29 protein-coding genes are annotated in these 26,914 nt (G+C 66.8%); 24 read left to right on the forward strand and 5 right to left on the reverse strand.

The window, feature by feature from the left end:
- The first annotated feature begins 10 nt into the window (after window positions 1-10).
- From ASG59_RS02240 to ASG59_RS19655, 14 genes are all read left to right on the forward strand, one after another.
- Window positions 11-193 carry a type II toxin-antitoxin system ParD family antitoxin gene (locus tag ASG59_RS02240; RefSeq protein WP_056406793.1) on the forward strand — a complete coding sequence of 61 codons (183 nt, stop codon included), beginning with the start codon at window positions 11-13 and terminating at the stop codon, window positions 191-193.
- Between the two features lie 55 nt (window positions 194-248).
- Complete coding sequence (locus tag ASG59_RS02245; RefSeq protein ID WP_082528585.1) at window positions 249-2,279, forward strand: PAS domain-containing sensor histidine kinase; 2,031 nt, start codon at window positions 249-251, stop codon at window positions 2,277-2,279.
- A gap of 172 nt (window positions 2,280-2,451) precedes the next feature.
- Entirely contained in the window at window positions 2,452-2,664 is a 213-nt protein-coding gene (locus ASG59_RS19650; RefSeq protein ID WP_082528586.1) for a DUF4287 domain-containing protein, read from the forward strand.
- Between the two features lie 316 nt (window positions 2,665-2,980).
- Window positions 2,981-3,265: a hypothetical protein gene (locus tag ASG59_RS02250; RefSeq protein WP_056406795.1), complete on the forward strand. Its 285-nt coding sequence runs from the start codon at window positions 2,981-2,983 to the stop codon at window positions 3,263-3,265.
- Window positions 3,266-3,419: 154 nt separating this feature from the next.
- Window positions 3,420-4,358: a site-specific integrase gene (locus ASG59_RS02255; protein WP_156399085.1), complete on the forward strand. Its 939-nt coding sequence runs from the start codon at window positions 3,420-3,422 to the stop codon at window positions 4,356-4,358.
- Entirely contained in the window at window positions 4,358-4,540 is a 183-nt protein-coding gene (locus ASG59_RS02260; RefSeq protein WP_056406799.1) for a hypothetical protein, read from the forward strand. Before ASG59_RS02255 ends, ASG59_RS02260 begins: the two co-directional genes overlap by 1 nt.
- Window positions 4,540-4,749 (forward strand): hypothetical protein, encoded by a 210-nt coding sequence (locus ASG59_RS02265; protein ID WP_056406801.1) that lies wholly within the window; start codon window positions 4,540-4,542, stop codon window positions 4,747-4,749. Before ASG59_RS02260 ends, ASG59_RS02265 begins: the two co-directional genes overlap by 1 nt.
- Window positions 4,746-4,979 (forward strand): hypothetical protein, encoded by a 234-nt coding sequence (locus tag ASG59_RS20225; protein WP_156399086.1) that lies wholly within the window; start codon window positions 4,746-4,748, stop codon window positions 4,977-4,979. The genes ASG59_RS02265 and ASG59_RS20225 overlap by 4 nt, the downstream gene beginning before the upstream one ends.
- On the forward strand, window positions 4,979-5,191 hold the full coding sequence (locus ASG59_RS02270; RefSeq protein WP_056406803.1) for a hypothetical protein: 213 nt from the start codon (window positions 4,979-4,981) through the stop codon (window positions 5,189-5,191). Before ASG59_RS20225 ends, ASG59_RS02270 begins: the two co-directional genes overlap by 1 nt.
- A 17-nt stretch (window positions 5,192-5,208) precedes the next feature.
- Complete coding sequence (locus ASG59_RS02275; protein ID WP_055888684.1) at window positions 5,209-5,487, forward strand: DUF5681 domain-containing protein; 279 nt, start codon at window positions 5,209-5,211, stop codon at window positions 5,485-5,487.
- Complete coding sequence (locus ASG59_RS02280) at window positions 5,487-6,800, forward strand: PBSX family phage terminase large subunit (protein WP_055888686.1); 1,314 nt, start codon at window positions 5,487-5,489, stop codon at window positions 6,798-6,800. The genes ASG59_RS02275 and ASG59_RS02280 overlap by 1 nt, the downstream gene beginning before the upstream one ends.
- A gap of 74 nt (window positions 6,801-6,874) precedes the next feature.
- Window positions 6,875-8,815 carry a portal protein gene (locus tag ASG59_RS02285; protein ID WP_056406805.1) on the forward strand — a complete coding sequence of 647 codons (1,941 nt, stop codon included), beginning with the start codon at window positions 6,875-6,877 and terminating at the stop codon, window positions 8,813-8,815.
- A 61-nt stretch (window positions 8,816-8,876) separates the two neighbouring features.
- A complete protein-coding gene (locus ASG59_RS02290; protein ID WP_056406807.1) occupies window positions 8,877-9,923 on the forward strand; it encodes a hypothetical protein in 1,047 nt (348 codons plus the stop codon).
- A gap of 374 nt (window positions 9,924-10,297) precedes the next feature.
- Window positions 10,298-11,023, forward strand: coding sequence for a sigma-70 family RNA polymerase sigma factor (locus ASG59_RS19655; protein ID WP_082528587.1), 726 nt, complete (start codon window positions 10,298-10,300; stop codon window positions 11,021-11,023).
- A gap of 133 nt (window positions 11,024-11,156) precedes the next feature.
- Here the strand turns inward: ASG59_RS19655 and ASG59_RS19660 are convergent, their stop codons facing one another.
- The 4 genes from ASG59_RS19660 to ASG59_RS02305 all read right to left on the reverse strand — a co-directional run bounded on the left by ASG59_RS19660 (window position 11,157) and on the right by ASG59_RS02305 (window position 14,716).
- The gene (locus ASG59_RS19660) at window positions 11,157-12,218 is read right to left on the reverse strand and encodes an HD domain-containing phosphohydrolase (protein ID WP_082528588.1); all 1,062 of its coding nucleotides are present in this window, start codon (window positions 12,216-12,218) and stop codon (window positions 11,157-11,159) included.
- A gap of 304 nt (window positions 12,219-12,522) precedes the next feature.
- Entirely contained in the window at window positions 12,523-13,356 is an 834-nt protein-coding gene (locus tag ASG59_RS02295) for a Crp/Fnr family transcriptional regulator (RefSeq protein WP_244472443.1), read from the reverse strand.
- A gap of 395 nt (window positions 13,357-13,751) precedes the next feature.
- The gene (locus tag ASG59_RS02300; protein WP_055888694.1) at window positions 13,752-13,976 is read right to left on the reverse strand and encodes a hypothetical protein; all 225 of its coding nucleotides are present in this window, start codon (window positions 13,974-13,976) and stop codon (window positions 13,752-13,754) included.
- Window positions 13,973-14,716 (reverse strand): Crp/Fnr family transcriptional regulator, encoded by a 744-nt coding sequence (locus ASG59_RS02305; RefSeq protein ID WP_055888696.1) that lies wholly within the window; start codon window positions 14,714-14,716, stop codon window positions 13,973-13,975. The genes ASG59_RS02300 and ASG59_RS02305 overlap by 4 nt, the downstream gene beginning before the upstream one ends.
- 552 nt (window positions 14,717-15,268) lie before the next feature.
- On the opposite strand from ASG59_RS02305, the gene ASG59_RS02310 reads away from it, so the two are divergent.
- From ASG59_RS02310 to ASG59_RS02355, 10 genes are all read left to right on the forward strand, one after another.
- Window positions 15,269-16,366: a N4-gp56 family major capsid protein gene (locus tag ASG59_RS02310; protein ID WP_056285888.1), complete on the forward strand. Its 1,098-nt coding sequence runs from the start codon at window positions 15,269-15,271 to the stop codon at window positions 16,364-16,366.
- Window positions 16,367-16,504: 138 nt separating this feature from the next.
- The gene (locus ASG59_RS02315; protein ID WP_244475603.1) at window positions 16,505-16,843 is read left to right on the forward strand and encodes a hypothetical protein; all 339 of its coding nucleotides are present in this window, start codon (window positions 16,505-16,507) and stop codon (window positions 16,841-16,843) included.
- A gap of 79 nt (window positions 16,844-16,922) precedes the next feature.
- On the forward strand, window positions 16,923-17,564 hold the full coding sequence (locus ASG59_RS02320; RefSeq protein WP_056285892.1) for a hypothetical protein: 642 nt from the start codon (window positions 16,923-16,925) through the stop codon (window positions 17,562-17,564).
- A gap of 16 nt (window positions 17,565-17,580) precedes the next feature.
- Window positions 17,581-18,249: a hypothetical protein gene (locus ASG59_RS02325; protein ID WP_055888706.1), complete on the forward strand. Its 669-nt coding sequence runs from the start codon at window positions 17,581-17,583 to the stop codon at window positions 18,247-18,249.
- A 4-nt stretch (window positions 18,250-18,253) separates the two neighbouring features.
- A complete protein-coding gene (locus ASG59_RS02330; RefSeq protein ID WP_055888708.1) occupies window positions 18,254-19,738 on the forward strand; it encodes a hypothetical protein in 1,485 nt (494 codons plus the stop codon).
- Window positions 19,735-20,040, forward strand: a complete 306-nt coding sequence (locus ASG59_RS02335; RefSeq protein ID WP_055888710.1) for a hypothetical protein — start codon at window positions 19,735-19,737, stop codon at window positions 20,038-20,040. Before ASG59_RS02330 ends, ASG59_RS02335 begins: the two co-directional genes overlap by 4 nt.
- Window positions 20,040-20,456: a hypothetical protein gene (locus ASG59_RS02340; RefSeq protein WP_055888712.1), complete on the forward strand. Its 417-nt coding sequence runs from the start codon at window positions 20,040-20,042 to the stop codon at window positions 20,454-20,456. Before ASG59_RS02335 ends, ASG59_RS02340 begins: the two co-directional genes overlap by 1 nt.
- Entirely contained in the window at window positions 20,453-21,739 is a 1,287-nt protein-coding gene (locus ASG59_RS02345; RefSeq protein WP_056406809.1) for a hypothetical protein, read from the forward strand. Before ASG59_RS02340 ends, ASG59_RS02345 begins: the two co-directional genes overlap by 4 nt.
- Window positions 21,740-21,755: 16 nt before the next feature.
- Entirely contained in the window at window positions 21,756-23,438 is a 1,683-nt protein-coding gene (locus tag ASG59_RS02350) for a hypothetical protein (RefSeq protein ID WP_056406812.1), read from the forward strand.
- Window positions 23,438-26,689, forward strand: coding sequence for a hypothetical protein (locus ASG59_RS02355; protein WP_056406814.1), 3,252 nt, complete (start codon window positions 23,438-23,440; stop codon window positions 26,687-26,689). The genes ASG59_RS02350 and ASG59_RS02355 overlap by 1 nt, the downstream gene beginning before the upstream one ends.
- Here ASG59_RS02355 and ASG59_RS02360 read toward each other — a convergent pair.
- A complete protein-coding gene (locus ASG59_RS02360) occupies window positions 26,672-26,905 on the reverse strand; it encodes a hypothetical protein (RefSeq protein WP_055888726.1) in 234 nt (77 codons plus the stop codon). The genes ASG59_RS02355 and ASG59_RS02360 overlap by 18 nt on opposite strands.
- Window positions 26,906-26,914 lie beyond the last annotated feature (9 nt).

The following is a 26,914-nucleotide window of genomic DNA, read 5'->3' on the forward strand; positions in this document are numbered from 1 at the left end:
TGGCTCGCCTATGTCCGTGCGCCGCACCGTTACCGTCTCGATCACTCCGGAACAGGACGCGCTCCTTCGCGCCTTCCTCGCCTCGGGCCGCTACCGCAGCATCAGCGAGATTTTGCGCTCCGCGCTTCGCCTGCTGGAGCGGGACGAAGCGTCAACCCTCGCGGCGATTAGGAGCCCGGCTGCGCATGGCTAGGCGAACCGTGGCTAATTCGGTGGGCTGGGAGGCTGCGTTCCTAAATGGCGGTGAGATGGGCGCGCGGATGCAGGCTCATGATTGGTCCCGTTCCCCGTTAGGTCCTCTCGACGCCTGGCCTGCACCGTTGCGTATGACGGCGAGCCTCATGCTGAACTCTGCATTCCCGATGTTTATCGCTTGGGGCCAGGAGCTCGGATTTATTTATAATGATGCCTACGCAGAAATCCTTGGCAATAAACACCCGGCAGCGCTTGGCTGTCCATTTGAGGTAATTTGGTCTGAGATCTGGCCTGACATCAATCCCCTAATTCAGCGTGCCATGGCCGGTGAGGCGACGTTCTCAGCAGATCTACCTTTGCACATGATGCGTCGAGGGCAATATGAAGACACATGGTTCACGTTCTCCTACTCGCCAATCCGCGACGAAGATGGCCGCGTAGCAGGAATGTTCTGCTGCTGTATGGAAACGACAGCAGGCGTTCAATCACAAGCTGATCTCGCCGATCTGAATCTTGACCTCGAAAGGCAGGTGGCTGAACGATCTCGCGAACGGGATCGACTCTGGCGTAACACGCAAGACATTCAGGTCATCATCAACGGTGCTGGCGTCTTTCAGGCCGTCAATCCTGCCTTCACCGCGATCCTCGGCTGGGCACCTGAAGATGTGTACGGCAGGTCGGTGTTCGACTTTGTGCTTCCGGACGATGAGGCGTTGACCAACCGTGCGCTAGAGCTTGCGCGTGTCGAGAACCTGCCGGTCGTCGAGAATCGCTACCGCCACAAGGACGGAGGCTTCCGTTGGATCTCGTGGGTTGCTGCCCCCGAGGCGGAACTGATCTACGCCAGCGGACGGCACATCACGGCAGAGAAGGAGCAGGCTGAGACCCTGAGCAGGACCGAGGAGGCCCTTCGTCAAGCGCAGAAGATGGAAGCCGTTGGGCAACTTACCGGTGGGCTGGCCCACGACTTTAACAACTTGCTCGCAGGCATCTCCGGCTCCCTGGAGCTGATGCAGACCCGGATACAGCAGGGCCGCCTTACCGATGTGGACCGCTACATGACGGCGGCTCAGGGGGCGGCGAAGCGCGCGGCTGCCCTGACGCATCGGCTGCTCGCGTTCTCGCGCCGCCAGACGCTCGACCCAAAACCGACAAATGTGAACCGGCTCGCGGCCGGCATGCAGGAGTTGATCCAGCGTACAGTTGGCCCGAACATACAGGTCGAGGTCGTTGGCGCGTCCGGGCTCTGGCCGGCTCTGGTCGATCCCTCGCAACTTGAGAACGCACTGTTGAACCTGTGCATCAACGCTCGTGACGCGTTGCCGGACGGCGGGCGCATCACCATTGAGACCGCCAACAAGTGGCTCGATGAGCAAGCGGCCATCAAGCATGCCATTGCCGAGGGGCAGTACCTCTCGCTGTGTGTCACCGATACAGGCGTTGGGATGTCGCCCGAGGTGATCGCGCGGGCCTTCGAGCCGTTCTTCACCACCAAGCCGATCGGCGAGGGGACCGGCCTTGGGCTTTCGATGATCTACGGCTTTGCCCAGCAGTCGGGTGGGCAGGTCCGCATCTACTCGGAGGTTGGACAAGGCACCACGGTGTGCATCTACCTGCCTCGCCATTACGGCGAGGTCGCCGACGATGACGCCTCCATGAGAGCCTCCGACCTTCCGCGTTCCGAGCAGGGCGAGACGGTGCTGGTCGTGGACGATGAGCCAACTGTCCGCATGTTAGTGACCGACATCCTTGAAGACCTTGGCTACGCGGCAATCGAGGCGGGCGACAGTGCGACAGGCCTGAAAGTGCTGCAATCGGATGTGCGCATAGACCTCCTTGTGACTGATGTCGGGCTCCCCGGCGGTATGAACGGGCGGCAGATGACTGACGCCGCGCGGGTCCATCGACCCGACCTCAAGGTGCTGTTCATCACCGGCTACGCGGAGAACGCCATTCTTGGCAATGGGCAACTCGCGCCTGGCATGGCGGTGCTGACCAAGCCATTCGCCATCGACACGATGGCAGCGCGTATCCGCTCGATGATTGAGGCAGCGCGGGAGGCAGGGCTGCAACGTCGAAGCTGATGGTCCGCTATGGCTCCTAGGCGGAACGTCCGCTTCAGGCCGAAGGGTCAGGGTCCGGTTCCATCCTTAGCGGACTTCTGCTGGTCCTGGCGCACCGGCTTATGCGAATAACTTGCAGCCTGCACTGCTTACGGCGAGGCTGACATCGTCAAACTCGCTCGAAAGGTGCCCCATGTCGACTGAGCTCACTAAGGGACCGGCGTCATACTTTCCTTCGATCGAGAAGAAGTACGGACGCCCAATTAGCGAATGGCAGCAGATTGTCCGGGACCGACTACCCGCAAAGCACATGGATTTGGTGTCGATACTAAAGAGTGAGCATGGGATGGGCCACGGTCATGCAATCGCGGTCGTCGCCTATGTGCTATCTACGGGGAAGGGGTAGCTGCTTTCTGCCGCAAAGGTGGCGCGGTCGCTTTCTACACATCGCGAACGAGAGCGCTTCCTTGACCCGACGGGCGAACCGTTGCAGAAAGACAGCGTCGCGAGACGTGGGGGCCGCAGCCGAAGGGTTGGCGGCCCTTCGCATGTCCGCTCCTCTGGCCGGTGGCTGGATGCCGTGAGGCACCGGCGGCATCGCGGAACGCCGGGATCGTGCCCCGGACCCCGGCCCTCCCCATTTCGCACGGCGAACCTGCCCGACAGCTTTCGCGTTGGGGCGGCAGACGCGCGCGCGGCTTTTCTGCCACGATCGGACCACGATGACGGATCGCGAGCGAGCCGAACAGGTCCACGACCTGCTCCGCCAGGCCGACCGGCTCCGGGTTCCGGGCCATCGGCACACCGTCGAGACGTTCCTCGGCGAGATCGGCGACCTGCGCCTCGGACTACGCCGCCTCTACCGTGATCTGACCGGCGCCGACCTTCCCCGCGAGGCGGTTCCGCGCCGCTCGGTTGCCGCATCCTTCCAGCCCGGATCGATCCCCGGCACCCTCGCGACCGTGGCGTTCCGGGCCCGGCCGAAGGCGCTCGCCGCGCGGGCCTGAAGCCTCACTCGAAACCACTCTCAACGCGGCTTTCGAGTGAGCTTCGTCGTTCGGCCCTGATCGGCTTTCGCCCACGATGAGCCTGGGCGCACGATAATCGCCCTTCTCGGGCCTCCAAACCAGGGTTTTCGGCATGTCGGAGGGCGCCCTTATCGTGCGTCCGGCGACGGCCGTCTCGACCTCGGTCGACGGTCTCGATGCCGCCGCCGCCGGGTTCGCCGCGGCCTCGAAATCGGACGCCACCCGCCGGGCCTACGCCGCGGACTGGCGCGCCTTCACCAGCTGGTGCGCCGACCAGGGCGCGGACACGCTGCCGGCCTCGTGCCGCACGGTCGGCCGCTACCTGACCCACCTCGCCGGGCTCGGCCGGTCCGTCTCGACGATCGACCGCCGGGCCGCCGCCATCGCCGCAGTTCACCGCGCCGCCGGCCACACCGCCCCGACCGCGCTCGAAGAGGTCCGGTCGATCCTGGCCGGCATCCGCAACACGCTCGGCCGCCGCCCCGTCAAGAAACAGGCGCTGACCGCCGATCTCGTCGCCAAGGTGGTGCGCAAGATCAGGCCGGACCTCGCCGGGCATCGCGACCGCGCGCTGATCCTGCTGTGCTTCGGCGCAGCGCTGCGCCGCTCCGAGCTCGTCGCGCTCGACGTCGTCGACGTGGAGACGCACCGCAAGGGGCTGCTCGTCCGCATCGGGCGATCGAAGACCGACCAGCAGGGCAGGGGCCGCACGGTCGCCGTGCCCGACGGCAAGCTCAAGGTCCCGGCGGCCCTGGCAGCGTGGCTCGCCGCCTCGGGCATCACCGACGGTCCGATCTTCCGCGGCGCCGACCGCGGCCGCCTCTCGTCCGACCGTCTCACGGCCGGCCAGTTCGCCCGCATCGTCAAGGCACGGTGCGCCGCCGTCGGCCTCGATCCGGAGGCCTTCAGCGGTCACTCGGCCCGGCGCGGATTCGCGACGACGGCCGGGGATGTCGGCGCCGACCTCCGGCACATCGCCGGTCACATGCGGCACGCCAAGCTCGAGACCACCCTCGGCTACATCGAGGACGGCGAGCTGTTCCGCGACAACGCCGGCAAGGGGTTCCTGTGATGCCCTTGCCCGTCCACATCGAGCTCGCATCGAGCTCCGACGCCGCCCCGCTGTTCCTGGCGCTCGCCGGCGAACGGATCGTCTGGACGCCGGACCGCGATATCGCGGCCACCTTCGCCGATGCCCCGCAGGCCTGGGACGCGGCCTTCGCGCTCTCCCTTCCCGTCGTCCGGGTTCGCTGATGACGCCGCCCGCCTTCATGCGCTGGCTCCGCGAGTTCGCGGTCCAGGTCGCGGACGGCCGCCCCACCGCGGCGCAATGGGTCCAGGTCCTGGCGACGCTGGCCAGCGTTCGCCGCAACACCGCCGACCCGCGCGAGCTGCAGATCACCTTCCTCCCCGGCGGTGCGGTGCGCACCGACGAGTTCCGCCTCACAGGATGCGCGCTTTGACCGATCACGATGACGAGGCGGTCTACCGCTGCCCGGTTAGCGTCCTGCGGCGGGTCCCGGGCTCGACGATCGTCGCCAGTCCAGCGGCCCGGCGACGGATGCGCGTCAAAGTCATGGGCTGCGAGATCAGCGCCGGCGAGGACTCGCTCGGCGTCACGGGACCGGACCCCGCGAAGCTCTCGGCCGACGAGGCTCGCCGGTGCTTCGGCGTCGAGCAGGGAGCAGCGTGATGCAGCTCCTCGCCGTCATCCTGGTCTGCGCGTCGACGATCAGCCCGGCCGACTGCACGCGCGACACGGCGCTCGACGTCGTCACGCAGCCCGCGGCCCTGCCGATGGAATGCATCAAGGCCGGCGAACTCGTCGGCGCCTCCGCCCTCGACGTGCGCCGCGAGGATCGCCGCTACGTCATGGTCCGCTGCGAGCGGCGAAAGTCCAGCTGAGATCAGGACCCCAAGCAATGCCATTCCAGCCTGGCCAGAGCGGCAACCCCGGGGGCCGCCCGAAGGCCTCCGCACGCGTCCGTGACGCCGCGCGAGAGCACACCGAAGCCGCCCTGCAGGTCCTTATCGACATTGCGGTCGGCGGTACGAGCGAGGCCGCCCGGGTCTCTGCCGCCTCGGCGATCCTCGATCGTGGCTACGGCAAGCCCAGCCAGCCGGTCGACGGCGACGGCGAGGGCGGCGAGATCCCCGTCGGTCTGACCGTGAAGTTCATCCGGCCGCCCGCCATCCCCTGATGACGATCGAGTTCCCCGAGAAGCTCGCGTTCCTGTTCGAGCCGGCTCGGTACAAGATCGCCTACGGCGGCCGCGGCGGCGCCAAGTCCTGGGGCTTCGGGCGGGCTCTCCTGATCCTTGGGGCACAGCGTCCACTCCGCGTGCTGTGCGCCCGCGAGTTTCAGAACTCGATCGCGGAATCGGCTCACGCGCTCCTGGCGCAGCAGATCGACCTCCTCGGGCTCTCGCGCTTCTACGAGATCCAGGAAAAGCGCATCTACGGGACGACGGGGACCGAGTTCATCTTCAAAGGGCTTCGGCACAATGTGGCCTCGGTGAAGTCGACCGAAGGCGTCGACGTGTGCTGGGTCGAGGAGGCCCGCACCGTCTCGAAGTCGTCCTGGGACGTGCTGATCCCGACGATCCGCAAACCCGGCTCGGAGATCTGGGTCAGCTTCAACACCGAGCTCGAGGGCGACGAGACCTATCAGCGGTTCGTGAAGCGCCCGCCGACCGGCGCGCAGGTCGTCAAGATCGGATGGGAGGACAATCCGTGGTTCCCGGAGGTCCTGCGGCAGGAAGCGCTCGACCTGAAGGAACGCGATCCGATCGCCTACGAGACGGTCTGGGGCGGCAACTGCAAGCAGGTGCTCGACGGCGCGATCTACGCCAACGAGATCCTGGCGGCAACGCGGGTCGGGCGCTTCACGAAGGTCCATTACGACCCGTCGAAGCCCGTGCACACGTTCTGGGATCTGGGCCGGGCGGACAAGACCTCGATCTGGTTCGCCCAGATCGTCGGCTTCGAGTTCCGGCTGATCGATTACTACGAGAACCGCGGCCACGCGCTGACGCACTATCTCGACGTCCTGAAGGCTCGCTCCGAGCCGGAGGGTGAGGCTCCGGGCTACGTCTACGGGGAGCACTGGCTCCCGCACGACGCCCGGAACGAGTTGCTCGCCTCCGAGCGGACCATCGAGCAACAGATGTGGGCCGCCGGGCACAACGTCCGGATCACACCGAAGCTGCCGGTCGCCGCCGGCATCGATGCGGCGCGCCAGATCTTCGACCGCTGCTGGTTCGACGAGGACCGCTGTGCCGACGGCCTGCAGGCGCTGCGGAACTATCGCTACGAGGTTGACCCCGACACGCAGCGGTTCTCGAAGACCCCGCTCCACGATTGGGCCAGCCACGGCGCCGACGCCTTCCGCTACTTCGCGGTCGGGATCGCCGAGCCGCGCGAGGACGCCCCGCCGCCGTCCGGCCCCAACGACGTCTACGCCCGCCGCCGCCGCGAGCGCCACGAGCCGTCCGGGTCGGGATGGTCGACCTGACCCGTCTGACGGCACCCATGCACATCTCGGCCCGACCCCGTTCGGCTTTACCCCTCGCACATCACGGAACCGGCATGAACGACATCGACGACGATGCCGGCGCGCCTGGCGCCGACAAGCGCGAGGCCATGGACCGCGATGCCTTGGTCCGCAGGCTGAAGGCCTGGTACCGCATCGACCGGGACGCATCGGCGATCTGGCGCAAGGAGGCGCGCGAGGACTACGACATGGTCGCCGGTCGGCAGTGGTCGACCGAGGACGAGGCCGTGCTCAAGGAGCAGGGCCGGCCGCCGATCACGTTCAATCGCATGCTGCCGGTGATCAAGGCCGTGGCCGGCTCGGAGGTCAACAGCCGCCAGGACATCCAGTATCTGCCCCGCGAGATCGGCGACGCAGCCAAGAACGAGCTGCTGACCGAGGCCGGCCGCTACCTCGCCGACGAGGCGCAGGCCGAGGACGAGGAGAGCGACGCCTTCGTCGACTGCGCGATCACCGGGATGGGCTGGGTCGAGATGCGTCTCGACTACGAGACCAACCCGGACGGCGCCTACGTCGAGGACCGGGTCGACCCCCTCGAGATGATCTGGGACTCGAGCGCCCGCAAGCGCAACCTCGCCGACGGCCGCCGCCTGTTCCGGGCCAAGACGATGGACCGGGCCGAGGCCGAGGGGCTGTTCCCCGACGCAGAACCGACCGAGCTCGACGCGGCCTGGGCCGAGAACCGCGACGACGACGCCCACGACAAGATCGCACCGGGCGAGTCCCGCGCCGATCGCGGTCTCGATCGCGATGCCGGCTCGGGCAAGGTCACGATCGTCGAATGCCAGTGGTGGGAGCGCAAGCGCGTCGTGATGGTCATCGACCCGACGACGCGCGAGCCGACGGAGATGGACGAGGCCAAGGCCGCGACCCTGCTCTCCCGCGCCGCGACGGTCGGCATCACGATGCAGACGTACCGGGTGACCAAGCGCGTCTATCGCCGGGCCTTCATCGGCGCCACCGTCCTCGAAGTCGGGCCGGCCCCGGCCGGCGACCAGTTCTCCTACGCCTGCCTGACTGGCGACCGCGACCACAACAAGGGCACCTGGTTCGGCATCATCCGGGCCATGAAGGACCCGCAGCGGTACGCCAACAAATGGCTGTCGCAGACCCTCGACATGCTCAACCGCCAGGCCAAGGGCGGCATGATGATGGAGAAGGGTGCCGTTCCGGACCAAGCCGCGTTCGAGCGCAGCTACGCCAAGCCCGGCGGCATTTCCTGGGTCAACGACGGCGCCCTGATGGGCGGGCGCATGAAGGAAAAGCCCCTGCCGCAGCTCCCGGCCGGGCACTACCAGCTCATGGAGTTCGCGATCATGTCGATCCGCGATTCCTCGGGCGTGAACCTCGAGCTGCTCGGCCAGAAGCAGCAGGAGCAGGCCGGCGTGCTGGAGTACCAGCGCAAGCAGGCCGCGATGACGATCCTCGCCACCCTGTTCGATGCGCTCCGCCGCGCGCGCAAGCACATCGGCCGGGTCCGGCTCTACTTCATCCAGACCTACCTCTCGGACGGCCGCCTGGTGCGCATCGCCGGCGATGGCGCCAAGCGGGTTGTGCCGCTGCTGCGCGACAGCACCATGGGCGAGTACGACGTCATCATCGACGACGCGCCGGCGAGCCCGAACCAGAAGGAAGTGATCTGGTCGACGTTCACCAGCGTCTTCCCGGTCATCAAGGACATGATTACCCCGCAGGTCCTCGTCGAGATCCTGCCCTACTCGCCGTTCCCCGACAGCTTCGTCGCCAAGATGCGCGACCTGCTCTCCCAGGCCGGCGGGTCAAGCCCGGAGGCGCAGGCACAGGCCGGCGTCGCGATGCAGACCGCGATGGCCAAGATCCAGGACCTGACCGCCGGCGCCAACCTGAAGAACGCCAAGGCCGCCCGTGAAGGCGCCGGGGCCGAGCGCGACGGCGTCGAGGCGGCGATCGCGCAGCTGACGATGCAGGCCGGCCCGCCGATGAGCGCGGCCGCCTGAACCCCTTCCGCCCGCCGGCGGCGCACGCCGGCATCCGTATCCTTCACGTCACGAGGACAGCATGGACGACCACGATCTCTCGTCGGGCGGCGACGCCTTCACGGCCGAAGAGCAGGCCGCCTTCGACGCCTATGCCGCCGACGATGGCGTTGACGCGGGCACAGGCGGCGTCGAGCCCCCCGCGGGCGAGGCGAGCACCGTTTCCGCCGCCCCGGCCGCTGCTGCGCCTGCTGGCGAACCTGCCGCACCGGGCGAGGTGGTAGATCCCGATGCTGCCGACGCCGACGATGCGGAGGCGAACAAGGGCCGGTTCGTACGCCATGGCGCGTTCCACCAGGAGCGCGAGCGCCGCAAGGCCGAGGCCGCCCGCGCCACCGCTGCGGAGGCCGCGCTCACCGAACTGCGCGAGAAGTTCGCGCGCGGTGACGAGCGCCTGAAGCTCCTGAGCGAGGCGATGCAGCGCCCAGCCGCGACGCCGGCCGCCGCCGAGCCGCCCAAGGTGATCGACCCGAACGAGGACATCTTCGGCGCCTACGAGCAGCTGAAGTCCGAGGTCGAGGCGCTGCGCACCAGCCAGACCCAGCTCACCGAGGCGCAGAAGGCCGAACGGGCGCAGGCGCAGGAGCGTGAAGAGCACGCCTCGGCGATGACGAGCTACGCCAGCGATGCGCAGCGCTACATGGCGACCGAGCCGGCCTTCGCGGACGCCTACAACCACCTGATCGGCTCCCGCGTCGCCGAGCTCAAGCTCTACGGCGTCGACGAAGCGACCGCGATGCGCGAGGTCGCGGCCGAGGAGGCCGGGCTGGTGAAGGCGGCGATCAAGGCGGGCAAGTCGCCGGCCGAGCACATCTACAAGATCGCCCAGGCGCGCGGCTTCATGCCGAAGGCGGCGGAACCGGCCAAGCCCGCCGCGCCCGCCGAGACCCAGGCCGAGAGGATGGCCCGCATCTCCGCCGGCCAGACCGCGGCGAAGTCGCTCTCGGCCGCCGGTGGCGCCCCGGCTAGCGAGGTCACCATGGATATGCTGGCCAGCATGAGCGAGGCCGAATTCGAGAAGTACGCGACCGCCAACCCGGCGCGGGTGCGTGCGCTGATGGGAGGCTAAACCAAGCCGCGCCAAATCCTAGGTTAAAGGCTTTGAAGCATATCTGAGGCGCGCGGAAGGGCGTCATTCGGAGCTGTGAGTGTCGGGATTTACCAGCCCAGTCGTGCTGTCGATGGCTACCTTCATGAGCAGTGAGACAACCAACGGCGGCGATACGGTTTTCCTTCGGTTGAACGCAGTCGACGGCAAAAAAGTTGTTCTGCTAATGCTTTAACACGCCAGCGTAGAATTTGCATCCTGTGCTTACAGGTTTGTTTCTGAGAACGTCGCAAACGTTTGTTAGCTCGCGTTCAGCATCTGTCCGTTTTAGGATCCCGCGCTGTTCTCCAGGCCGCTCTTAACTCAGCGGACGTGGGAGGAAGCAGGACAGGCACATGATTGAAGACAGCAGCTCCACTATGCCAGCACCTCTGCAGGCAGTAGTTCTAGCATCACTTCGCGCATTAAACTCCCAGGTTGAGCTGCCTTCAAATATCCGTGAACATCTCGGTTCTGAGATGCGAACATTTTACAACTATGTCTTCGCAGAGCGACCACCAACTCAACTGCTTGATCTCATAGCGCAGCTCGAATCCGTGTTGAGTTCGCGGGATAACTTTAGTGCTGAAACATTTCGAAATGATTTGCTGGCCGAGATTTCCGGATTACGAGCCTTTGCGATGTCGCTAGCCAACAGTTCGGCATTAGCTGACGATCTTGTACAGGAGACAATGGTTAAAGCCTGGGCGAACCAACATCGCTTTCAAGTTGGTACCAACTTTAAAGCCTGGCTTTACACGATCCTACGCAACCATTTTTATACCGAATGCCGGAAGCGCAGGCGTGAATTCGAGGACGTAGAGGGAGAGAAAGCAAACCAGATGACTGCGCTGGCAGACCAAGAGTACTGTGTCGATTTGCAGATAGTATGGAATTATATAGATAAGCTACCACCTCGTCAGCGTGAGGCCCTTGTTCTCGTGGCAGCTCAAGGCATGACTTACGAAGATGCAGCCAACCTTGTAGGCTGTCAGGTTGGTACAATGAAAAGCCGGGTCAGCCGGGCAAGAGATCTCTTGGCTCGGTCCTTAGGAATGGATGAGGAACGGCGCTCAGTATGAGCCAGCGCCTCTCGTTAAAAATACTGCCAACAGTCGACTGTATTTTGGCGAAATGGTATCGTTGGCGTGGCGGCTAAATAAGTCGCTGTTCCATTTCGCCAGGAATCATTACATAGGCAGTTCACTGGAGAGCCTAAGCTGCGGCGCACTCGGGCGAACTATGCTTCGGTAATAAAAGTGAAGCCTGCACTTGAGACCAGCGGCTCAGGAAAGCATTTACAACCGTCGGATCAAAATGTGTCCCTGCGTTAGCCACTAAATGTGCGTGAGCTCTTTCAGGCAACCAAGCCTGCTTATAGGGTCGCTCGGTCGTAAGTGCATCGAAAACGTCTGCTACAGCTACTATCCGCCCGGACAATGGCATAGCAATACCTTTTAAACCGTACGGGTATCCGTTGCCGTCCCACCGTTCGTGGTGGCTTGCAGCAATTTCGGCCGCGAGCTGCATAACAGGTGATGCACTCCCACCCAGAATGCGCTTACCTCTTTCAGCATGTTGTTCCATAAGCAGGCGCTCCTCAGGCGTAAGGGGCCCCGGTTTAAGTAGTATGGCATCTGGAAGAGCGATTTTACCAACATCATGCATAGCGGCAGACAGACTCAACAGCCGGCATTCATCAGAGGTAAAGCCTAGCGCCTGGGCAATCATCCCGGTGTACGCTGAGACCCTGGCGATATGATCGCCAGTCTCTGTATCCCGATTCTCCGCTGCACGCATCAGCGTTGAGATAATCTCACGCTCTCGCTCCTCAACCAAGGCTACAGCAGCGGCGACATCGCGAACGAGTTGAACGGCATGTTCTTGCTGAACCCTAAGCGCGTTGGAAAGAGCAAGTAAATTCGTAACCCGAGCACGAATTTCGAACGGGTCCACAGGCTTGCCCAGGAAATCCGTCGCGCCTGCCTCCAGTGCTTCACGGCGTAGTCCGCGTTGATCAAATGCAGTAACCATGACAGCAGGAACGTTCGCAAGGCTGGGAATGCACCGAACCGCCTGGATGAACTCGATGCCATTCATGCCCGGCATCTCATAGTCGGTTATCACGATCCCAATATCGGCTGCATTCTCTTTTGCGAACGCGAGCGCTTCCATTGGTAAGGTAAAATCACGAGGCCAGCATTCCGCAAGTGGCTGCAAGGCCGCAACCATTAGGAGGTTATTCATTTCAGAATCGTCGAGTACCAGCGCCAACATTAGGATCTAGTTCCCGGCCTGTTCGGCCCTCATATGTGATCGGCCTCTTTAAAGGAGCCGCTCTACGTGGTCTAAAGTTATACGAGCCCTCGCTTTCTAAGCGCTGAATCTCAAATTTCTCTGAATGAATTGTAGCGATACCGCAAAATATGCCTACTGGAACTTTTGTTTAAATTTAGAGACACTTAATAATTCTTTTTTGCCGTATCCAGGCGGGAACTGTATAACCAAGCCCGGGTGGCGCTTGAGCGACGTCCAAATCCTCCTAGCAAAGCAATCAAGATCGGCGACAGAATGTGCAGGCTCACAACGCAATTCGCTTTCGCAGGTGCAGATAAGAAGCATCGAACTCTGCAGCCTGAAGAAGCTCGTCCCAGGCCTCGATGACCAGGGTGTTTTTGCGCAGGGTAATCATGCCTTTAGCGCGCATCTCCTGAATGACGCGGTTGACGTGCACATTTGACAGGCCGGTCGCATCGCCAAGGTCGAGCTGCGTGACCGGCAAGGGACAGCGATAGCTATCAGCAAGACCAACGGCTTCTTGCTTGAAGTACAGCTCGCAAAATAGGTGCGCCAAGTGATCGAAGGCCGAGCGACGGCCCATGCAGAGTATCCACTCGCGAAAGATGCCCGCCTCCACGAGGGTGTCACGCCAGAACTTCGCTGCGATGTTGGGAAAGCGGGTCGTGAGATCGTGCATGGCCGCATGCGGGATGAAAGCGACGGTGGCGGCCGTGAGCGTGGCGAGGCTGTGATCCATGACCGGGATGTGCAAGCTCTGCAGGTCGGGGATATCGCCGGCAATGTGGAACGAAAAAATCTGGCGCTTGCCTGCGCTGATGATTTTGTATCTGCAGAGCCAGCCTTCGAGGACGAGGCAGCAGTGTGAGGGCTTGTCGCCTTCGCTTACGACGTCCTGGCGTGGCTGAAACGCCTGCATTCTAACAGGCAGGCTCTCGATGGCTGCCCGCTCCTCGTCCGAGATGGTGGTGATGCTCTCCAACTTGCGGATGAGCGGCAACAGGGGATGAGTGATGTTCGACGCCATGATGGCTTCGCCTTGTGTTGCAGGCGGAAGCGCGCGGCTCTCCCAGGCATCAGCACCTGTGACGGGACCGCTGACGATAAAAGCCGTCATAAAGCAGCTTTATGAAATATTCCTAATTTAAAATGTGATCGACCGAATATCTTTTTATATATAGCAATTATAGATTGCATCCAGCTTTTGAGTTAAGTCATTGCCGCCGCGCCTGACTCCCTTGACCCGACGGGCGAACCTCCTGCATTGACTACGCGTCGCGAGACGTGCGGGCCGGTCGGCCCCGTCCCCGCCCATCCGAGTTTTCCAGTTAGGCCGCCGGCGGTACCCCGGCTAGCGAGGTTACCCTCGATATGCTGGCCAGCATGAGCGAGGCCAAGTTCGAGCGGTACGCGACCGCCAACTCGGCGTGCGTGCTCTCATGGGAGGCTAAGACCGTGTTGGGGCCGATGATCACGGCCTAGATCGTCCACGACGCCAACGCGCCGCCAGCGCTATCCAATCTGTCCTTTGATCCAAGCCTGTGCTTCGTCAAGACTTTCGAACGTCGGTGGGTTGGGGTCGCCGACACGGCCGAAGCCCGCTTCCAGAGACCACCTTCCGGCCTCGTCTCCATGCGCGTCCGACAGGCGGACCAATACCGCAACGACACCGCCGTCGACGAACAGGATCTGGCGCTCCGTGTCGGAGAGGTGGATCGGCTGGAAATGCAGGCTCATTTCGCAATGCGCTTTCGCAGGTGTAGATAAGAAGCGTCGAATTCTGCAGCCTGGAGAAGCTCATCCCAGGCCTTGATGATCAGTGTGTTGCTTCGTAAGGTGATCATACCCATGCCGCGCATTGTCATCAGTACGCGATTGACATGTACGTTAGACAGGCCGGTTGCATCGGCGAGATCGACTTGCGTAATCGGTAAGGGGCAGCAATAGTCATCGGCAAGACCAATGGCTTCCTGCTTGAAGTACAGTTCACAGAATAGGTGCGCCAAGTGATCGAAGGCCGAGCGCCGGCCCATGCATACCAGCCACTCGCGGAAGATGGCCGCGTCCACGAGGGTGTCACGCCAGAACTTCGCAGCGATGCTTGGAAAGCGGGTCGTGAGGTCGTGCATGGCCGCGTGCGGGATGAAGGCGACGGTGGCGGCCGTCAGCGTGGCGAGGTTGTGGTCCATGACCGGGATGTGCAGGCTCTGCAGGTCAGGAATATCGCCGGCGATGTGGAACGAGAAGATCTGCCGTTTGCCTTCGCTGATGATCTTGTAGCGACAGAGCCACCCTTCGAGGATGAGGCAGCAATGAGAAGAAGCGTCGCCATCGCGCACGATGTCCCATTGTGCCCGCAGCGCTTGCACCTTGACGGGTAGACTTTCGATGGCAGCCCGCTCCTCGTCCGAGAGGGTGGTAAGGCTCTCCAACTTGCGGATGAGTGGCAGCAGGGGGTGCTCGACGTCTGATGCCATGATGGCTCCGCCTTGGATTACATGCCGAAGCGCGAGGCTATCCCGGCAATCCGCACCTGTAACCGGAGCACTGCCGATATAATTATCGCAGATTAATTCGGCTCAGAGATCCTGCCGAAGAGAGTCTGAAGACGGGCCATTTTCCCCAGGTCATCCGAGCGGCACATTTCAAGCTTTATGCAGCTTGCGGTTCGCTTCCGAATTAAATCACTACTAGCTCGCGCTCCCCCTTGACCCGACGGGCCAACCTCCTGCATTGACTACGCGTCGCGAGACGTGCGGGCCGATCGGCCCCGTCCGCGCCCATCCCAGTCTTCCGGACCTGCTCGACACGCCATCCGCCTCCCGCGGTCCATGGCGCACCCGCGCATGTCCGTCCGCCTGATCGCCCGTCACGCGATCCGCGCAGCCGCGTCAGAGCCCTCGCCCGATCCCCGTCACGGATCCCGTCCGACCACCGTCCCCAACGGCACATGGGGCCCGGCTTCCGTCCGCCCGCGACGCACGCGGCACGAACCCTCCCCACGGAATCCCAAGCCCCAGAGGCACCCCATGTCCTACACCGCATATGGCGCCAACGATGCCATGGCCATCAAGCTGTGGTCGAAGAAGCTCGCGGTCGAAGCCAACAAATCCATCGATATCGATCCCCTGATCGGCGAGGGCGACGGCGCGATCATCCAGGAGAAGACCGAGACCAAGAAGGGCAACGGCGACCAGGTCACCTTCGGCCTGCGCATGCAGCTCGTCGGCGACGGCTTCAGCTCCTCGGATGTCGCCGAGGGCAACGGCGAGCAGCTCGGCACCAACTCCGACAAGGTCACCATCGACGAGCTCGGGCACGTCGTCGGCGTCAAGTCCGAGAACACGATCGACCAGCAGCGGGTGCCGTTCAACCTGCGCGAACAGGCCCGCGGCGGCCTCGCCGACTGGTTCCAGACCCGCAAGACGAAATCCTTCTTCGCCCACGTGTGCGGCTTCACCCCCGTGAACGCGCTCGGGACCAACGCGAAGAAGTACAGCGCCAACAACGCCGTCACCGCGCCCTCGGCCGGCCGCATCTTCCGCCCCAACGCCCGCGCCAACGACACGGCGCTGGTCACGGGCGACTTCATGACCCTGGACCTGATCGACAAGGCCGTCGAGCTGGCCAAGACCGGCGGCTCCACCGGCAAGATCATGATCCGCCCCATCGTGGTCGGCGGCCGCAAGGTCTACGTGATGTACCTGCATTCGACGCAGGTCACCTCGCTGCGCACCAACACCGCGTCCGGCCAGTGGCTCGACATCCAGAAGGCCGCCATGGCCGGCATGGAATCGAGCAAGTCCCCGATCTTCTCGGGCGCGCTCGGCGAGTACAACGGCGTCGTGCTCCGCGAGGCGCAGGACGTGACCCAGGGCGTGTCCGCCGACGGCAAGACCGCGGTGCCCAACACCCGCCGCGCCGTGCTGCTCGGTGCCCAGGCCGCGACCATCGCCTACGGCAAGGCCGGCGGCGAGACCCGCTACCGCTGGAACGAGGAGCTCCTCGACCACAAGCGCAACCTCGAGGTCTCGGCCTGGGCAATCTGGGGCCTGAAGAAGACGACCTTCAACGGCGACGACTTCGGCACGATCGTGGTGCCGACCTACGCCGCCCCGGTCGCCTGACGCGATCTGACCTGAACCTCCGCGCGGGGCCGAGCCGGTCCCGCGCTTCGTCCGTTCCTCATCCTGATCCTGAAAGGGCCCGACATGGCCACCAACGTCGCCCCCGTGCGGCCGTCGACTCGCGAAGTCCGTGAGCAGATGGCGCACACCGTCCGCCGGACCGTTACCTTCGCCGAGGGCGCCTTCGCCTTCACGGCCTCGCTCCCCGAGGGCAGTCTCATCGTCAGCACCCTGGTGCTGATCGAGACCGCCTTCTCGGCCGGCGCCACCCTGACCGTCGGCACCACGCCGGCCGGTACCGACCTCGTCGCCGCCGCGGATTCGGCTGCCACCGCCGCCGGCGCCAAGCGTCCGGATACCGCGACCCTCAAGGGCCGCCTCGCCGGCGACACCGTGCTCTACGGTAACATCACCGGCGGCCCGGTCGCCGGCGTCGCCACGATCGTCTTCCTCTACGTGCCCAATAACGACGGCTGATCCGTCGCACGACAGCGAGGGTCCGGAAACTTTCCGGGCCTTCGTCCCTGCCGATACGACGAGCCGAGGGCCCCGATCCATGCCGAACGCCCAAGGCGCGCCGACGCTCGGCGACCTCCTCGACGAGATCGAGGACGATATCGCGCGCGCCGACCTCTCGGCGCAGGTCGCGACGGCGGTCCAGCGCGCGATCCGCCATTTCGAGACCGAGCGGTTCTTCTTCAACGAGCGGATCCTGACGTTCCAGACCCTGCCGGGCGTCGACGTCTACGGGGCCGGCGACACGGCCGAGATCCCCGAGCTCATGGCGATCGACAGTGCCGTGCTCCTCGAGGGCGACCAGGTCACCACCCTCCAGCGCATCGCCGAGGCGCAGGTCGAAGCCTGGGACGATCCGGCCTCGGGCTCGCGCCCCTGCGCGTACTCCTACTTCGACCGCTCGCTGCGGCTGTGGCCGATCCCGTCCGGAGAATGGACGGTCCGCCTTTCCGCGCACATCCGCCTTCCGCCGCTGCAGGACCGCGACGCCACCAACGCCTGGGTCGACGAGGCCTCCGGGCTGATCGCGGCGCGCGCCAAGTGGCATCTCGCCCTCAACGCCCTGCGCGACCCGGCCTTCGCCACGATGCAGGCGAGCATCGTGACCGACGAGCGCAACGCGCTGCGCGGCCGGTCCAACGTCATCGCTTCCTCTGGCCAGGTCATGGCCTACACCGTCTGACCCGGAGCCCACCCCGATGGCCGACCTCGCCCCGATCACCGACTATCCGAGCCTGCTCGCCGCGCTCGAGGCCTATCTCGCCCGCGACGATCTTCAGGCTTTCGCGCCGCTGTTCGTTCAGCAGGCGGAGGGGCGGTTCAACACCGACCTCAAGGTCGTGGACATGCACGCCTCGGTCGGCCCGACCGTCCTGGACGCGAGCGGCGGCGTCGCCCTGCCGGCCGATTTCATCGACTGGATCTCGGTGCGCTGGTACCCGGTCGCTCCGTCGACCCAGCGACCGCTCTTCCTGAACTATCGCGAGCCCGATAGCCCCGAGTTCCGCCACCGCCACCGGCCGAACGGCGTCCCGTCCTTCTACACCCTGCTCGGGGGCAAGGTGCGGATCGCCGCGGCCGTGCCCGGGTCGCTCGAGGTGTTCTATTACGAGCGCATCCCGCCGCTGACGGTGGCCTCCCCGGTCAACTGGCTCATCACCAAGGCGCCGGAGGTCTACCTCTACGCCGCGCTCTGGGAGGCGATGCTCTTCCAGAAGGACGAGGTTCGGTCGGCGCAGTGGTCGGTCCTGCTGAACTCGCGTCTGGCCGCGATCTTCGGGCAGACCGATTCTCAGAAGGTCGGGACGCGCCAGGCCCGCGCGGCCAACGATGCCGCCGACATGGCCGCCGCCAAGAACATGACCTGATCCGATGGCGGCGCTGGTCAAGCTCGCTCCCTTCGCGCCCGACGTCGCGTCGGTGGACGCCTCGGTCTCGAGCGTCGCCACGAACGTGACGCCGCGCGCCGACGGCTATGGCCCGGTGCTCTCGCCTCTGCCGATCTCGCTGCCGCTCCCGGCCGACTGCCGGGGCGGCGTCCAGGTCAACAGCCCGGCGTTCGGGTTCCCGATCTACTTCGCCGCGACGCAGACCAAGCTCTACAAGTTCAACGGCGGCACCTCGGGCTGGGACGACGTGTCCAAGCCCGGCACGGTCTACTCCGTGCCGCCGGGCGACTATTGGTCGTTCGCGCTCTACGGCTCGCGCCTCGTCGCGGTCTGCCTCGGCACGCGGGCGCAGGCGATCGACGTCGATTCCGGGCGGGTATTCGCGGATCTCGGCGGCATGCCGCCCCGCGCCCGCCATTGCGGCGTGGTCGGCGAGTTCCTGGTGCTGGCCGGTCTCGCCTCCGACCCGAACGCCGTGCAGTGGTCGGACCTCGGCAACATCGATTCATGGCCGCTCGGCCTGAGCAACGGCCGCGAGGGCGACATACAGCCCTTCCCCGACGGCGGAGCGGTCACGGGCTTTGCCGGCGGCGAGTTCGGGATCGTGTTCCAGGAACGCACCATCCGGCGCATGGTCTTCGTGCCGGGTTCGGCCGAGGTCTTCGATTTCGACGTCTACGAGGAGAACCGCGGCGCGGTGGCGCCCTGGTCGCTGGCCAAGGTCGGCGCCAAGGTGTTCTTCCTCGACCGCGATGGCTTCTACGTCTTCGCCGGTGGCGGCTCGACGGCGATCGGCGCCGAGCGAGTCAACCGGTTCTTCGCCGAACGGGTCGACCCGAACGCGGTGGCCTCCGTCGTCGCGATCCGGGACGTGACCGGCCCACGGGTGATGTTCGCCTATCGCAGCAGGTCGGCTCCGACCACGGACCGAACCCTGCTCGACGAGGTCCTGCTCTACGACTGGCTCCTCGACCGGTGGTCGTTCCTGAAGCTGCCGATCCGCTTCGGTCTCGTGGCGGCGACGCCGGCGACGTCGATCGACAGCATCCCGGGCTCGCTCGACGATCCGGGCCAGATCTCGCTCGACGATCCCTCCTATGCCGGCGGCGCGCCCGCGTTCGGCCTCGTCACCGCCGACAACCGGCTGGCGCTGCTGAAGGGCCCGGCGCTCGAGGCGATCCTCGAAACGCCCGACGCCATGATCGCGCGGCCGGACAGGGCCTTCGTGCGCGGATTGCGGCTCGATACCGACGCCGACGACTGGCGCGTCGCGATCGGCGTGCGCGAGACGCTGCGCGCCGCCGACCCGGTCCGGTTCAAGCCCGAGACCGCGCCCACCGTCGAACGGTTCGCGCCCTGCCGCGCCTCGGCCCGGTATCACCGCGTCCGGGCCCGCATCCCGGCCGGTACCGCGTGGAGCTACGTGACCGGCGTCGAGCCGGATGCGACGCCGGAGGGCAGGCGATGATCGTCCCCGGCAAGAACGAGAGCAACCCGGAGAAGGTCGTCCAGGCCCTCTCCGACCTCGCCCGCGGCGGCACCAACGCACTCGGCGCCTCCCTCGTCGCCCTGGCTTCCGACGTGACCGAGACGACCGTCGCCGACTCGCTGTGCACCGAAGGCGCCCTCGTCGCGCCGATCCCGACGACCCAGAGCGCGGCCGACGCCCGCGTCTGGCTGAAGTCCACCGCGCGCGGGTCGTTCACCTGGGGGCACGACGCTTCGCCGGCGACCGACCGCCTGTTCCGCTACGAGATCCGGCGACCCTGATGCAGCTGCGCTCGATCGATCACGTCGACCTGGCTCCGGCCTGGGCGATCGCGGCCCCATGGCTCGCCCGCGCCTGCGCCCGGCCGGGCTGCGACCTCTCCCTGGCCGACCTGCGCGGCCTGGTCGACCGGGAGGAAGCCCTCCTGGTGCTGATCCTCGACGCCACCGGCGCGCCGATCGGCGCCGGCGTAACGCAGGTGCGCGAGCGCGCCGACGGCGGCCGATCCTGTTGCGTCCTGGCGGCCGGAGGGACGGGCGTTCGTCGCTGGCGAGAGATCATGCGGGAGATCGAGGCCGGCGCCGTGCGCGCAGGCTGCAGCCGCGTCGAGTTCGTCGGTCGTGTCGGCTGGGCGGCTCTGCTCCCCGACTACCGGGTCGACGCCTACTACGTGAAGCATCTTGAGGTGGCGGCATGAGCGGCGGCGGATCGAAGACGCAGACCACCACCTCGAACACCAAGACCGACCCCTACGCGCCGGCGGTTCCGGCGCTGCAGAAGATCGTTGACCGTGGAACCGCGGCCTTCGACTCCGGGGTAGGCTCACAGGTCTACGGCGGCGATCGCGTCGCCGGGCTCGGCGACACGACCAAGGCCGGCCTCGATGCGATCAAGGCGACCGCTGGTGCCACCGCCGGCACGGCGCAGGCGGGCGCGGGCTTTCTGTCGAATCTCCTTTCGGACGGCGGCTCCACCGTTGCGACGCAGGGCTCCCTCACGGGTCTCATGAAGGTTCCGGGCGTAGATACGTCCGGCGTGGCCACCGCCGCCGCTCGCATGGGCGACCCCAACGGAGTGGCCGCCGCGGTCGGCAAGGCGCTGACGGGCGGCGACTATGCCCTTGATGAGACCGGGTACCGGGGGCTGCTCGGCGACGTCGGCACGACCACGCAGACCGAACGCTCGCTCCAGGACACCGCCGACGGCAAGTTCCTCGGCGGTTCGAATCCCTACCTCCAGGATATGATCGACCGGGCCACGGCCGGGGCGACCTCCGCTGTGGGCCAGAAGTTCGCGGCCTCGGGGCGGTACGGTTCGGGCCGGTTCGCCGGCGCGACGGCGGAGGCCGCCTCGAACGCCGAGCTCGGCCTGCGCTACTCCGACTATGACGCCGAGCGCGCTCGTATCGCCAATGCCGCTACCTCCATCGATGCGGCGGGCAATGCGCTCACTGGCATCCGCTCCGGTCTCCTGGGCGAGATCAATAGCGTGCGCACCGGCAACGCGAACCAGGCCGTCACCGGCGCCAGGCTGGCCTCGGGCGCGGATGCGGCGGCTCTCACCGGCGCGACGACGTTGGCGGGAATCGAGGGCGACAACAACCGACAGGCCCTGTCGCAGTTCGGCACCGCGCTCTCGACGGCGCAGGGCGACCGCGCCGCGGCGCAGACCGGCCTCGGCCAGATCGCCGGCGTCCAGGCCGACATCATGGCCCCGGGCCAGACGCTGGCCGGCATCGGCGCCGTCGAGGACGAGGAGCAGCAGAAAGAGATCGCCGCGGACCAGGACGTGTTCAACGAACAGCAGGCCGAGCCCTGGAACCAGGCCGGCCTCCTGGCGCAGCTCGCGCTCCCTGTCGCCGGCGCCGGCAGCACATCGACCGGCACGTCGCAGACGAAGATCCCGCAGCCCTCGCTCCTGCAGCAGCTGCTCGGCGGCGGGCTCGCGATCGCCGGGACCGCGTCGAAGTTCATGAAGTAGGCCTGAGGATCACCCGATGAGCGCAGGAATCCTGAACCGCTCCGGCGCGGTGCCGCAGGACGACCCCAACGACCTGATGCGCCTGTTCGGCCGGATGCCCATGGGTGCGCCGCAAGGGTTCGCGGGCACGTCCGGCGCCGTCGTGGAAGCGCCGGTGGCGAGCGCCGAGCCCGTGCCGGACCCGGTCGCGCCTGCTCCGACGGCGTCGAAGGCGCCGATGAGCGTGCCGCTGCCGCCGCGCCGCCCGCTCGGTCTCGGCCTGGGCGCGCCGGCCGCCGACATGCCCGCGCCCGACGCCGTGCCGGCCGCCGGCGCGATGCCCGCCCCGGCCATGGCTCCGACACCCTCCACCGCACCGGGGGGAGGGGGCGGCGCTCCGGCCGACAGCGGGTTCAACTTCGGCGATGCGTTCCAGCGCCTCACCGATCGCGGCGGCGGCGACCTCCTCGTCGGGATCGGGACCGGCCTGATGTCGACGCCCGGGTTCGGCGCCGGTCTCTCCGCCGGGCTGAAGAACGCACAGGTCGCGGACGCCACGCGGGCGACCACGGATCTCGCCAAGACGAAGCTCGGGCTCGAGCGGGCGAAGCTCGCGAAGGAAGCGCAGGGCCAGAACGCGACGAAGGCCTGGCTCACCGGCAAGGGGCTCGACGAGAACCTGGCCACGGCCGCCATGTCGAGCCCAGCGGTCCTGCAGAGCGTCCTGTCGCAGATGAACAAGGACCCGAGCCGGGTCACGATCGGCGGCAACGTCTACGAGCTGAGGGCCGGGGAGAAGCCCGGCACCGGCAACCTGCTGGGGCCGGCGAAGGACCCCACCGAGGCCGAGCGATACACGCTTACCGACCTGCCCGACGGCTCCAAGGCCGCGGTGAGCCGGACCGATCCGGCCGACGTCAAGATCATCGCTCCCGGCCAGCCCGCGCGTCCCGTCACGGCCGAGGAGAGGGTCGCCTTCGGCCTCGCTCCCAACGCGCCGGCGAAGATGACGGCCAAGGGCCCCGAGGCGATCGGCGGCGGCAACACGCAGGTCAACGTCGGCGCCACCGAGAAGGAGCAGGACAAGGTCGTCGGCAAGGGCTACGGCGAATACCAGCTCGAGCTCGGCACCAAGGGGCGCAACGCCTCGTCGACCCTGAACACGCTGGCCCTGATGGAGCAGGCGATGAAATCGCCCGGCTTCTACTCGGGCGTCGGCGCCGATGCCTTCAAGCGCGCGAACCAGTTCCTCGGCGCGCTCGGCGTGAAGGATGCCCGGGCCGCCTCGGCGGCGGAGGTGTTCGACGCCCTGTCGAACAAGGTCGTTCTCGACGGCCTGGGCGGCTCGCTCGGGCCCGGCATCTCGAACACCGACCGCGATTACATCTCCCGGACCGCGCCGACGCTGGCGCAGTCGGAACAGGGAAATCGCGACCTGATTGGCGTCGCCCGGTCCCTCGCCCAGCGCCAGCAGGCCGTCTCGAAGCTCGCCCGCGACTATGCCGCCAAGAACGGCGGTCGCCTCGACGGCGGCTTCGATCAGGCCGTGGAAGAGTTCGCGGCGCAGAACCCGCTCTTCCCGACGGCGAGGGATGGTGCCGCAGCATCGGCTCCGAAAGAGCCGCCGCAGGGCGCTCCGCAGGGCGCTCGGCAGGCTCCGGACGGTAACTGGTACTCGCCCGACCCCGCCCGGCCGGGCAAGTTTCTGATGGTGCGCTGATGAAGCTCGTCCCGGTCGATCACGACCCCTTCGCAGATGCAGCACCAGCCTCGGCCGGATCGCGCCTGGTGCCCGTGGATCACGACCCGTTCGCCGATCCCGCGACGGTGAGCGATCTGCCGACAGCAGAGTTGCCCGGCGACGGTACGACAGCGATCGGTCGTGGACTGATCAATGGCGTGCCCGTGGTCGGGCCGTACCTGCTCGCCGGCGTAAACCGCGCGGCCGCCGCCGTGCGCGCGCTCAAGAACGACACGACGTTCTCGGATGAGCTGGGCAAGGTGGAGCGGTTCGGCGAGGCCACGGCCAAGGCCAACCCGTGGGCGACGACGGGCGGTGAGGTCGCCGGCGGCGTGGCCGGGACGATCCCGCTCGTCATGGCCGCGCCGGCGGCGTTCGGGGCGGGTGCCGGGTCGCTGGCGGTGCGCACAGCGGCATCGGCCGGGAGCGGCACTGTTCTTGGTGGAGCCGATGCTGCTGTTCGGAGCGATGGTGATATCGGTGAAACTAGGTTCGGGGCGCTGCTCGGCGGCGGTCTGGGCGCGGCTGGGCCGGTCGCCGGCCGCCTGATCGGCAAGGCGATCACCGCGGTGCGCGGCGAGGCTCCCGGCATGGGGCTAGTGCGCGAGATGGCGCACGGCATGTCAGAGCAGGACCTCGTCTCGGCGCAGTTCCTGCGCGAGCAGGGCAGGGCGCTGCCGGGCGGCGGGGCGGAGCTGTCCGTGGGCGAGGCCCTGAACGCCGCGACCGGCGGCAGGGCCACTCGCGCCTCGCAGCTCGAGCGCGTGGCCGCCAACTCGGGCGGGGAGGGCGGTCGCATCGCGGCCGAGTTCTATGCGGTGCGGCCGGCGGCGGTGGACAACGTCGCCCGCTCGGCATTCGACAGCATCGGACCGCAGAACCAGGCGCCCTCCGGCGTCGGCATCGACCTGCAGTCCGCGGCGCGCGCTGGCGTGAGGCAGACGCCCGAGGGCATCGCGCTGGCGCAGGCACGTGAGGCGGTCGGCCCGCGTCTCACGGCGGACCAGGCCGGCCGCGTGATCCAGCCCGAGATGCGCGGCGTCGCAGATGCACGCGAGGCCGCCCGCAAGGCGCAGGCCGATCCGGATTATGCGGCGGCGCGCGCGGCCCCGGAGAACATCGGGATCGAGCGCATCATCGCCGTCGAGCGCCCCGGCGAGCCGATCGTGACCCCGACGGCCTGGGAGCGTCCGCAGTTCACCCCCGACGCGCCTCGCCCCCTCGACGGCATGAACGCGTCGGCCCCGTCCGCGGACGGTCCGGTCGAAAGCCTCGCCCGGTACATCGCGCGCAAGGGCGGTATCAACTTCGACGGCGGCGAGGCACGCGCCAACGACTTCCAGCGCTGGAACATCCCCGGCGTCGGCAATGTCGCCCGCGCGGACGGCAGGAGCATCGACAATTTCTGGCGCGAGGAGCTGATCGGCGCCGGCTACCTGAAGCCGGACATCGATGGCGGCGCGGCCCGGGACATCCGCGACGAGCTGTTGCGCAAGCTGACAAACGAACAGCGGGGCGTGCCGTCGTACCAGATCGGCAAGGAGCCCTCGGCCGCGCGGGTCCGGGCAACGCGCCAGGCCGACGAGTACCGCGGCAGCACGGAGGCGGCGGAAGGCTTCCTCGACCGCGACCTGATCAATGCCGGCATCCGGCCGGAGACCGTCCACCCCGACATTCGCTCGCGCGTCCTCGGCGAGATGATGCGCGACCCCCGCGCCGACTCGCTCGACGTCTACGAGAAGGTCGTGATGGCGATGCGCGATGCGCCGCCGCCCACGGTGAAGGGCACGACGATCCGCGAGGAGATCCCGGACGTCCGGTTCGGCCAGGTGAACCCGCAGGCGGCGCTCGACGCGATCGACGCCCAGATGCGCACCGCCAAGGGCGACGTGAGGAATGCCCTCGCCCGGGCGCGCCGCGACCTTTACGGGCCGGACGGGCAGACCGACCTCTCCGTCGAAGGGCTGCTGCACGCCCGCGAGCGCCTGGACACCGGCATCAAGCTCGCGCTGCGGGATGGTGACGGCACCAAGGTCCGCGATCTCCAGACGGCGCGCTCGGCCCTCGATGGGCAGCTCAAGACGGTGCCGGAGGTGGCCACCGCCGACGCGAACTTCGCGGCGAACTCGCGCTCGCTGGAGCCGTTCGAGGGCAACTCTCCGCTCGCCCGCGTCGTCCAGCAAGATCCGGCCACCGGCCGCATGGCCACCCCGACCGAGCAGGTTCCGAGCCACCTGCAGGGCGCCAGCGCCGCGCGCGAGTTCCTGGCCAACGCCACCCCGGCCGCGCGGCAGGCCTACGAGGCCAACGTCGCCACCCGCATCCTCGACGCCGCCACCGACCAGCGCGGGAACGTGGATGCCGACAAGCTCAGTGCTCTCTTGCGCGACAGCACCGACGTCCTGGAGAACATGCCGGACGTCTATCACCGGCTCGACGGCGTGGTCCGGACGCGCGACGCCCTCGCCAAGGTGGAGGCCTCCCCGCTCGGGCGAATCGCCGCCCGGCCCGACGTCGACGCCGCGATACAGGCCGTCTTCACGCCCAACCCGAAGCCCAGGAGCCACGCCGAGGTCTCGGCGGCGATGACGGCCCTGGCCCGCAACCGACCGGCGGCCGCACGTGATCTCGCCCGCATCCACCTCGAATCCGTCTTCAACGAAGCGACGCAGCAGTCGAAGGGCGTGGCAGCGCAGTACGGTGGTGCGGGGTTCGCGTCGGCGGTGCGGGGCAACAGCCAGCAGCGCCATAACCTCGAAGCCGCGATCCGGGCCCTACCCGAGGGCGACACCCTCTGGGGCGGGCTCGACCGTCTGATGACCACCCTCGAGGCGACCGGCTATCGCCCGCAGAAGGGGTCGGACACCGCCTTCAACGAGGCGATCAAAAAGCAGTTCGCGAGTGGCAGCACCCCGATCGGTCAGGCCGTCTCGGACGTCGCGACGGGCGCGGCGGCCGGGGCCACGGTCGGCGGGTTCGGCGGAGCGGCCGGCGGCGCCATCGTCGGCCTGAAGCGTGGGGCCGGGGACGCTGCGCTGCGCGCCCGCATGTTGGGCAACGGCGAGGCGATCGCGCGGTTGATGTTCGACCCGCGCGCCCTTCCGGACCTGCGAGCGCTTTCGCGCTCCCCGGCCGGGAGCAAGAACGCCGAGTTGTTCACCCGGCGCCTGCTCGCCCTGGCGAACGGTGGCGGTGGACCGGTCCGCGAGCCGTCAACGGAGCGTAGGTAGGCGCCGCATGCGGCCGGCGGCGTCGCGTGGCCAGTAGCCGAACACGGCGCAGGCCAGGATGACGGCCAGGAAGACCGCCCACGCACCGGTGCGGCCGATGCTGGCCACAGCCCAATCATGGGCGGGCGGCACGACGAGCTTCAGCACCCATCCGATCACCAGCATGACGACGGTGAAGGCGAGCCAAGCGAGGATGACGGTGGAGCGGTCGTGCATATGCGGAAG

The organism is Methylobacterium sp. Leaf466 (genome assembly GCF_001425565.1).
GTDB lineage: Bacteria > Pseudomonadota > Alphaproteobacteria > Rhizobiales > Beijerinckiaceae > Methylobacterium.

What these genes read in the sequence shown, in the direction of transcription:
- ASG59_RS02240 (WP_056406793.1), top strand. Translation starts at nt 11, where the DNA reads ATGTCCGTGCGCCGCACCGTTACCGTCTCGATCACTCCGGAACAGGAC.
- ASG59_RS02245 (WP_082528585.1), top strand. Translation starts at nt 249, where the DNA reads ATGGGCGCGCGGATGCAGGCTCATGATTGGTCCCGTTCCCCGTTAGGT.
- ASG59_RS19650 (WP_082528586.1), top strand. Translation starts at nt 2,452, where the DNA reads ATGTCGACTGAGCTCACTAAGGGACCGGCGTCATACTTTCCTTCGATC.
- ASG59_RS02250 (WP_056406795.1), top strand. Translation starts at nt 2,981, where the DNA reads ATGACGGATCGCGAGCGAGCCGAACAGGTCCACGACCTGCTCCGCCAG.
- ASG59_RS02260 (WP_056406799.1), top strand. Translation starts at nt 4,358, where the DNA reads ATGCCCTTGCCCGTCCACATCGAGCTCGCATCGAGCTCCGACGCCGCC.
- ASG59_RS02265 (WP_056406801.1), top strand. Translation starts at nt 4,540, where the DNA reads ATGACGCCGCCCGCCTTCATGCGCTGGCTCCGCGAGTTCGCGGTCCAG.
- ASG59_RS02270 (WP_056406803.1), top strand. Translation starts at nt 4,979, where the DNA reads ATGCAGCTCCTCGCCGTCATCCTGGTCTGCGCGTCGACGATCAGCCCG.
- ASG59_RS02275 (WP_055888684.1), top strand. Translation starts at nt 5,209, where the DNA reads ATGCCATTCCAGCCTGGCCAGAGCGGCAACCCCGGGGGCCGCCCGAAG.
- ASG59_RS02280 (WP_055888686.1), top strand. Translation starts at nt 5,487, where the DNA reads ATGACGATCGAGTTCCCCGAGAAGCTCGCGTTCCTGTTCGAGCCGGCT.
- ASG59_RS02285 (WP_056406805.1), top strand. Translation starts at nt 6,875, where the DNA reads ATGAACGACATCGACGACGATGCCGGCGCGCCTGGCGCCGACAAGCGC.
- ASG59_RS02290 (WP_056406807.1), top strand. Translation starts at nt 8,877, where the DNA reads ATGGACGACCACGATCTCTCGTCGGGCGGCGACGCCTTCACGGCCGAA.
- ASG59_RS19655 (WP_082528587.1), top strand. Translation starts at nt 10,298, where the DNA reads ATGATTGAAGACAGCAGCTCCACTATGCCAGCACCTCTGCAGGCAGTA.
- ASG59_RS19660 (WP_082528588.1), bottom strand. Translation starts at nt 12,218, where the DNA reads ATGTTGGCGCTGGTACTCGACGATTCTGAAATGAATAACCTCCTAATG.
- ASG59_RS02295 (WP_244472443.1), bottom strand. Translation starts at nt 13,356, where the DNA reads ATGACGGCTTTTATCGTCAGCGGTCCCGTCACAGGTGCTGATGCCTGG.
- ASG59_RS02300 (WP_055888694.1), bottom strand. Translation starts at nt 13,976, where the DNA reads ATGAGCCTGCATTTCCAGCCGATCCACCTCTCCGACACGGAGCGCCAG.
- ASG59_RS02305 (WP_055888696.1), bottom strand. Translation starts at nt 14,716, where the DNA reads ATGGCATCAGACGTCGAGCACCCCCTGCTGCCACTCATCCGCAAGTTG.
- ASG59_RS02310 (WP_056285888.1), top strand. Translation starts at nt 15,269, where the DNA reads ATGTCCTACACCGCATATGGCGCCAACGATGCCATGGCCATCAAGCTG.
- ASG59_RS02315 (WP_244475603.1), top strand. Translation starts at nt 16,505, where the DNA reads ATGGCGCACACCGTCCGCCGGACCGTTACCTTCGCCGAGGGCGCCTTC.
- ASG59_RS02320 (WP_056285892.1), top strand. Translation starts at nt 16,923, where the DNA reads ATGCCGAACGCCCAAGGCGCGCCGACGCTCGGCGACCTCCTCGACGAG.
- ASG59_RS02325 (WP_055888706.1), top strand. Translation starts at nt 17,581, where the DNA reads ATGGCCGACCTCGCCCCGATCACCGACTATCCGAGCCTGCTCGCCGCG.
- ASG59_RS02330 (WP_055888708.1), top strand. Translation starts at nt 18,254, where the DNA reads ATGGCGGCGCTGGTCAAGCTCGCTCCCTTCGCGCCCGACGTCGCGTCG.
- ASG59_RS02335 (WP_055888710.1), top strand. Translation starts at nt 19,735, where the DNA reads ATGATCGTCCCCGGCAAGAACGAGAGCAACCCGGAGAAGGTCGTCCAG.
- ASG59_RS02340 (WP_055888712.1), top strand. Translation starts at nt 20,040, where the DNA reads ATGCAGCTGCGCTCGATCGATCACGTCGACCTGGCTCCGGCCTGGGCG.
- ASG59_RS02345 (WP_056406809.1), top strand. Translation starts at nt 20,453, where the DNA reads ATGAGCGGCGGCGGATCGAAGACGCAGACCACCACCTCGAACACCAAG.
- ASG59_RS02350 (WP_056406812.1), top strand. Translation starts at nt 21,756, where the DNA reads ATGAGCGCAGGAATCCTGAACCGCTCCGGCGCGGTGCCGCAGGACGAC.
- ASG59_RS02355 (WP_056406814.1), top strand. Translation starts at nt 23,438, where the DNA reads ATGAAGCTCGTCCCGGTCGATCACGACCCCTTCGCAGATGCAGCACCA.
- ASG59_RS02360 (WP_055888726.1), bottom strand. Translation starts at nt 26,905, where the DNA reads ATGCACGACCGCTCCACCGTCATCCTCGCTTGGCTCGCCTTCACCGTC.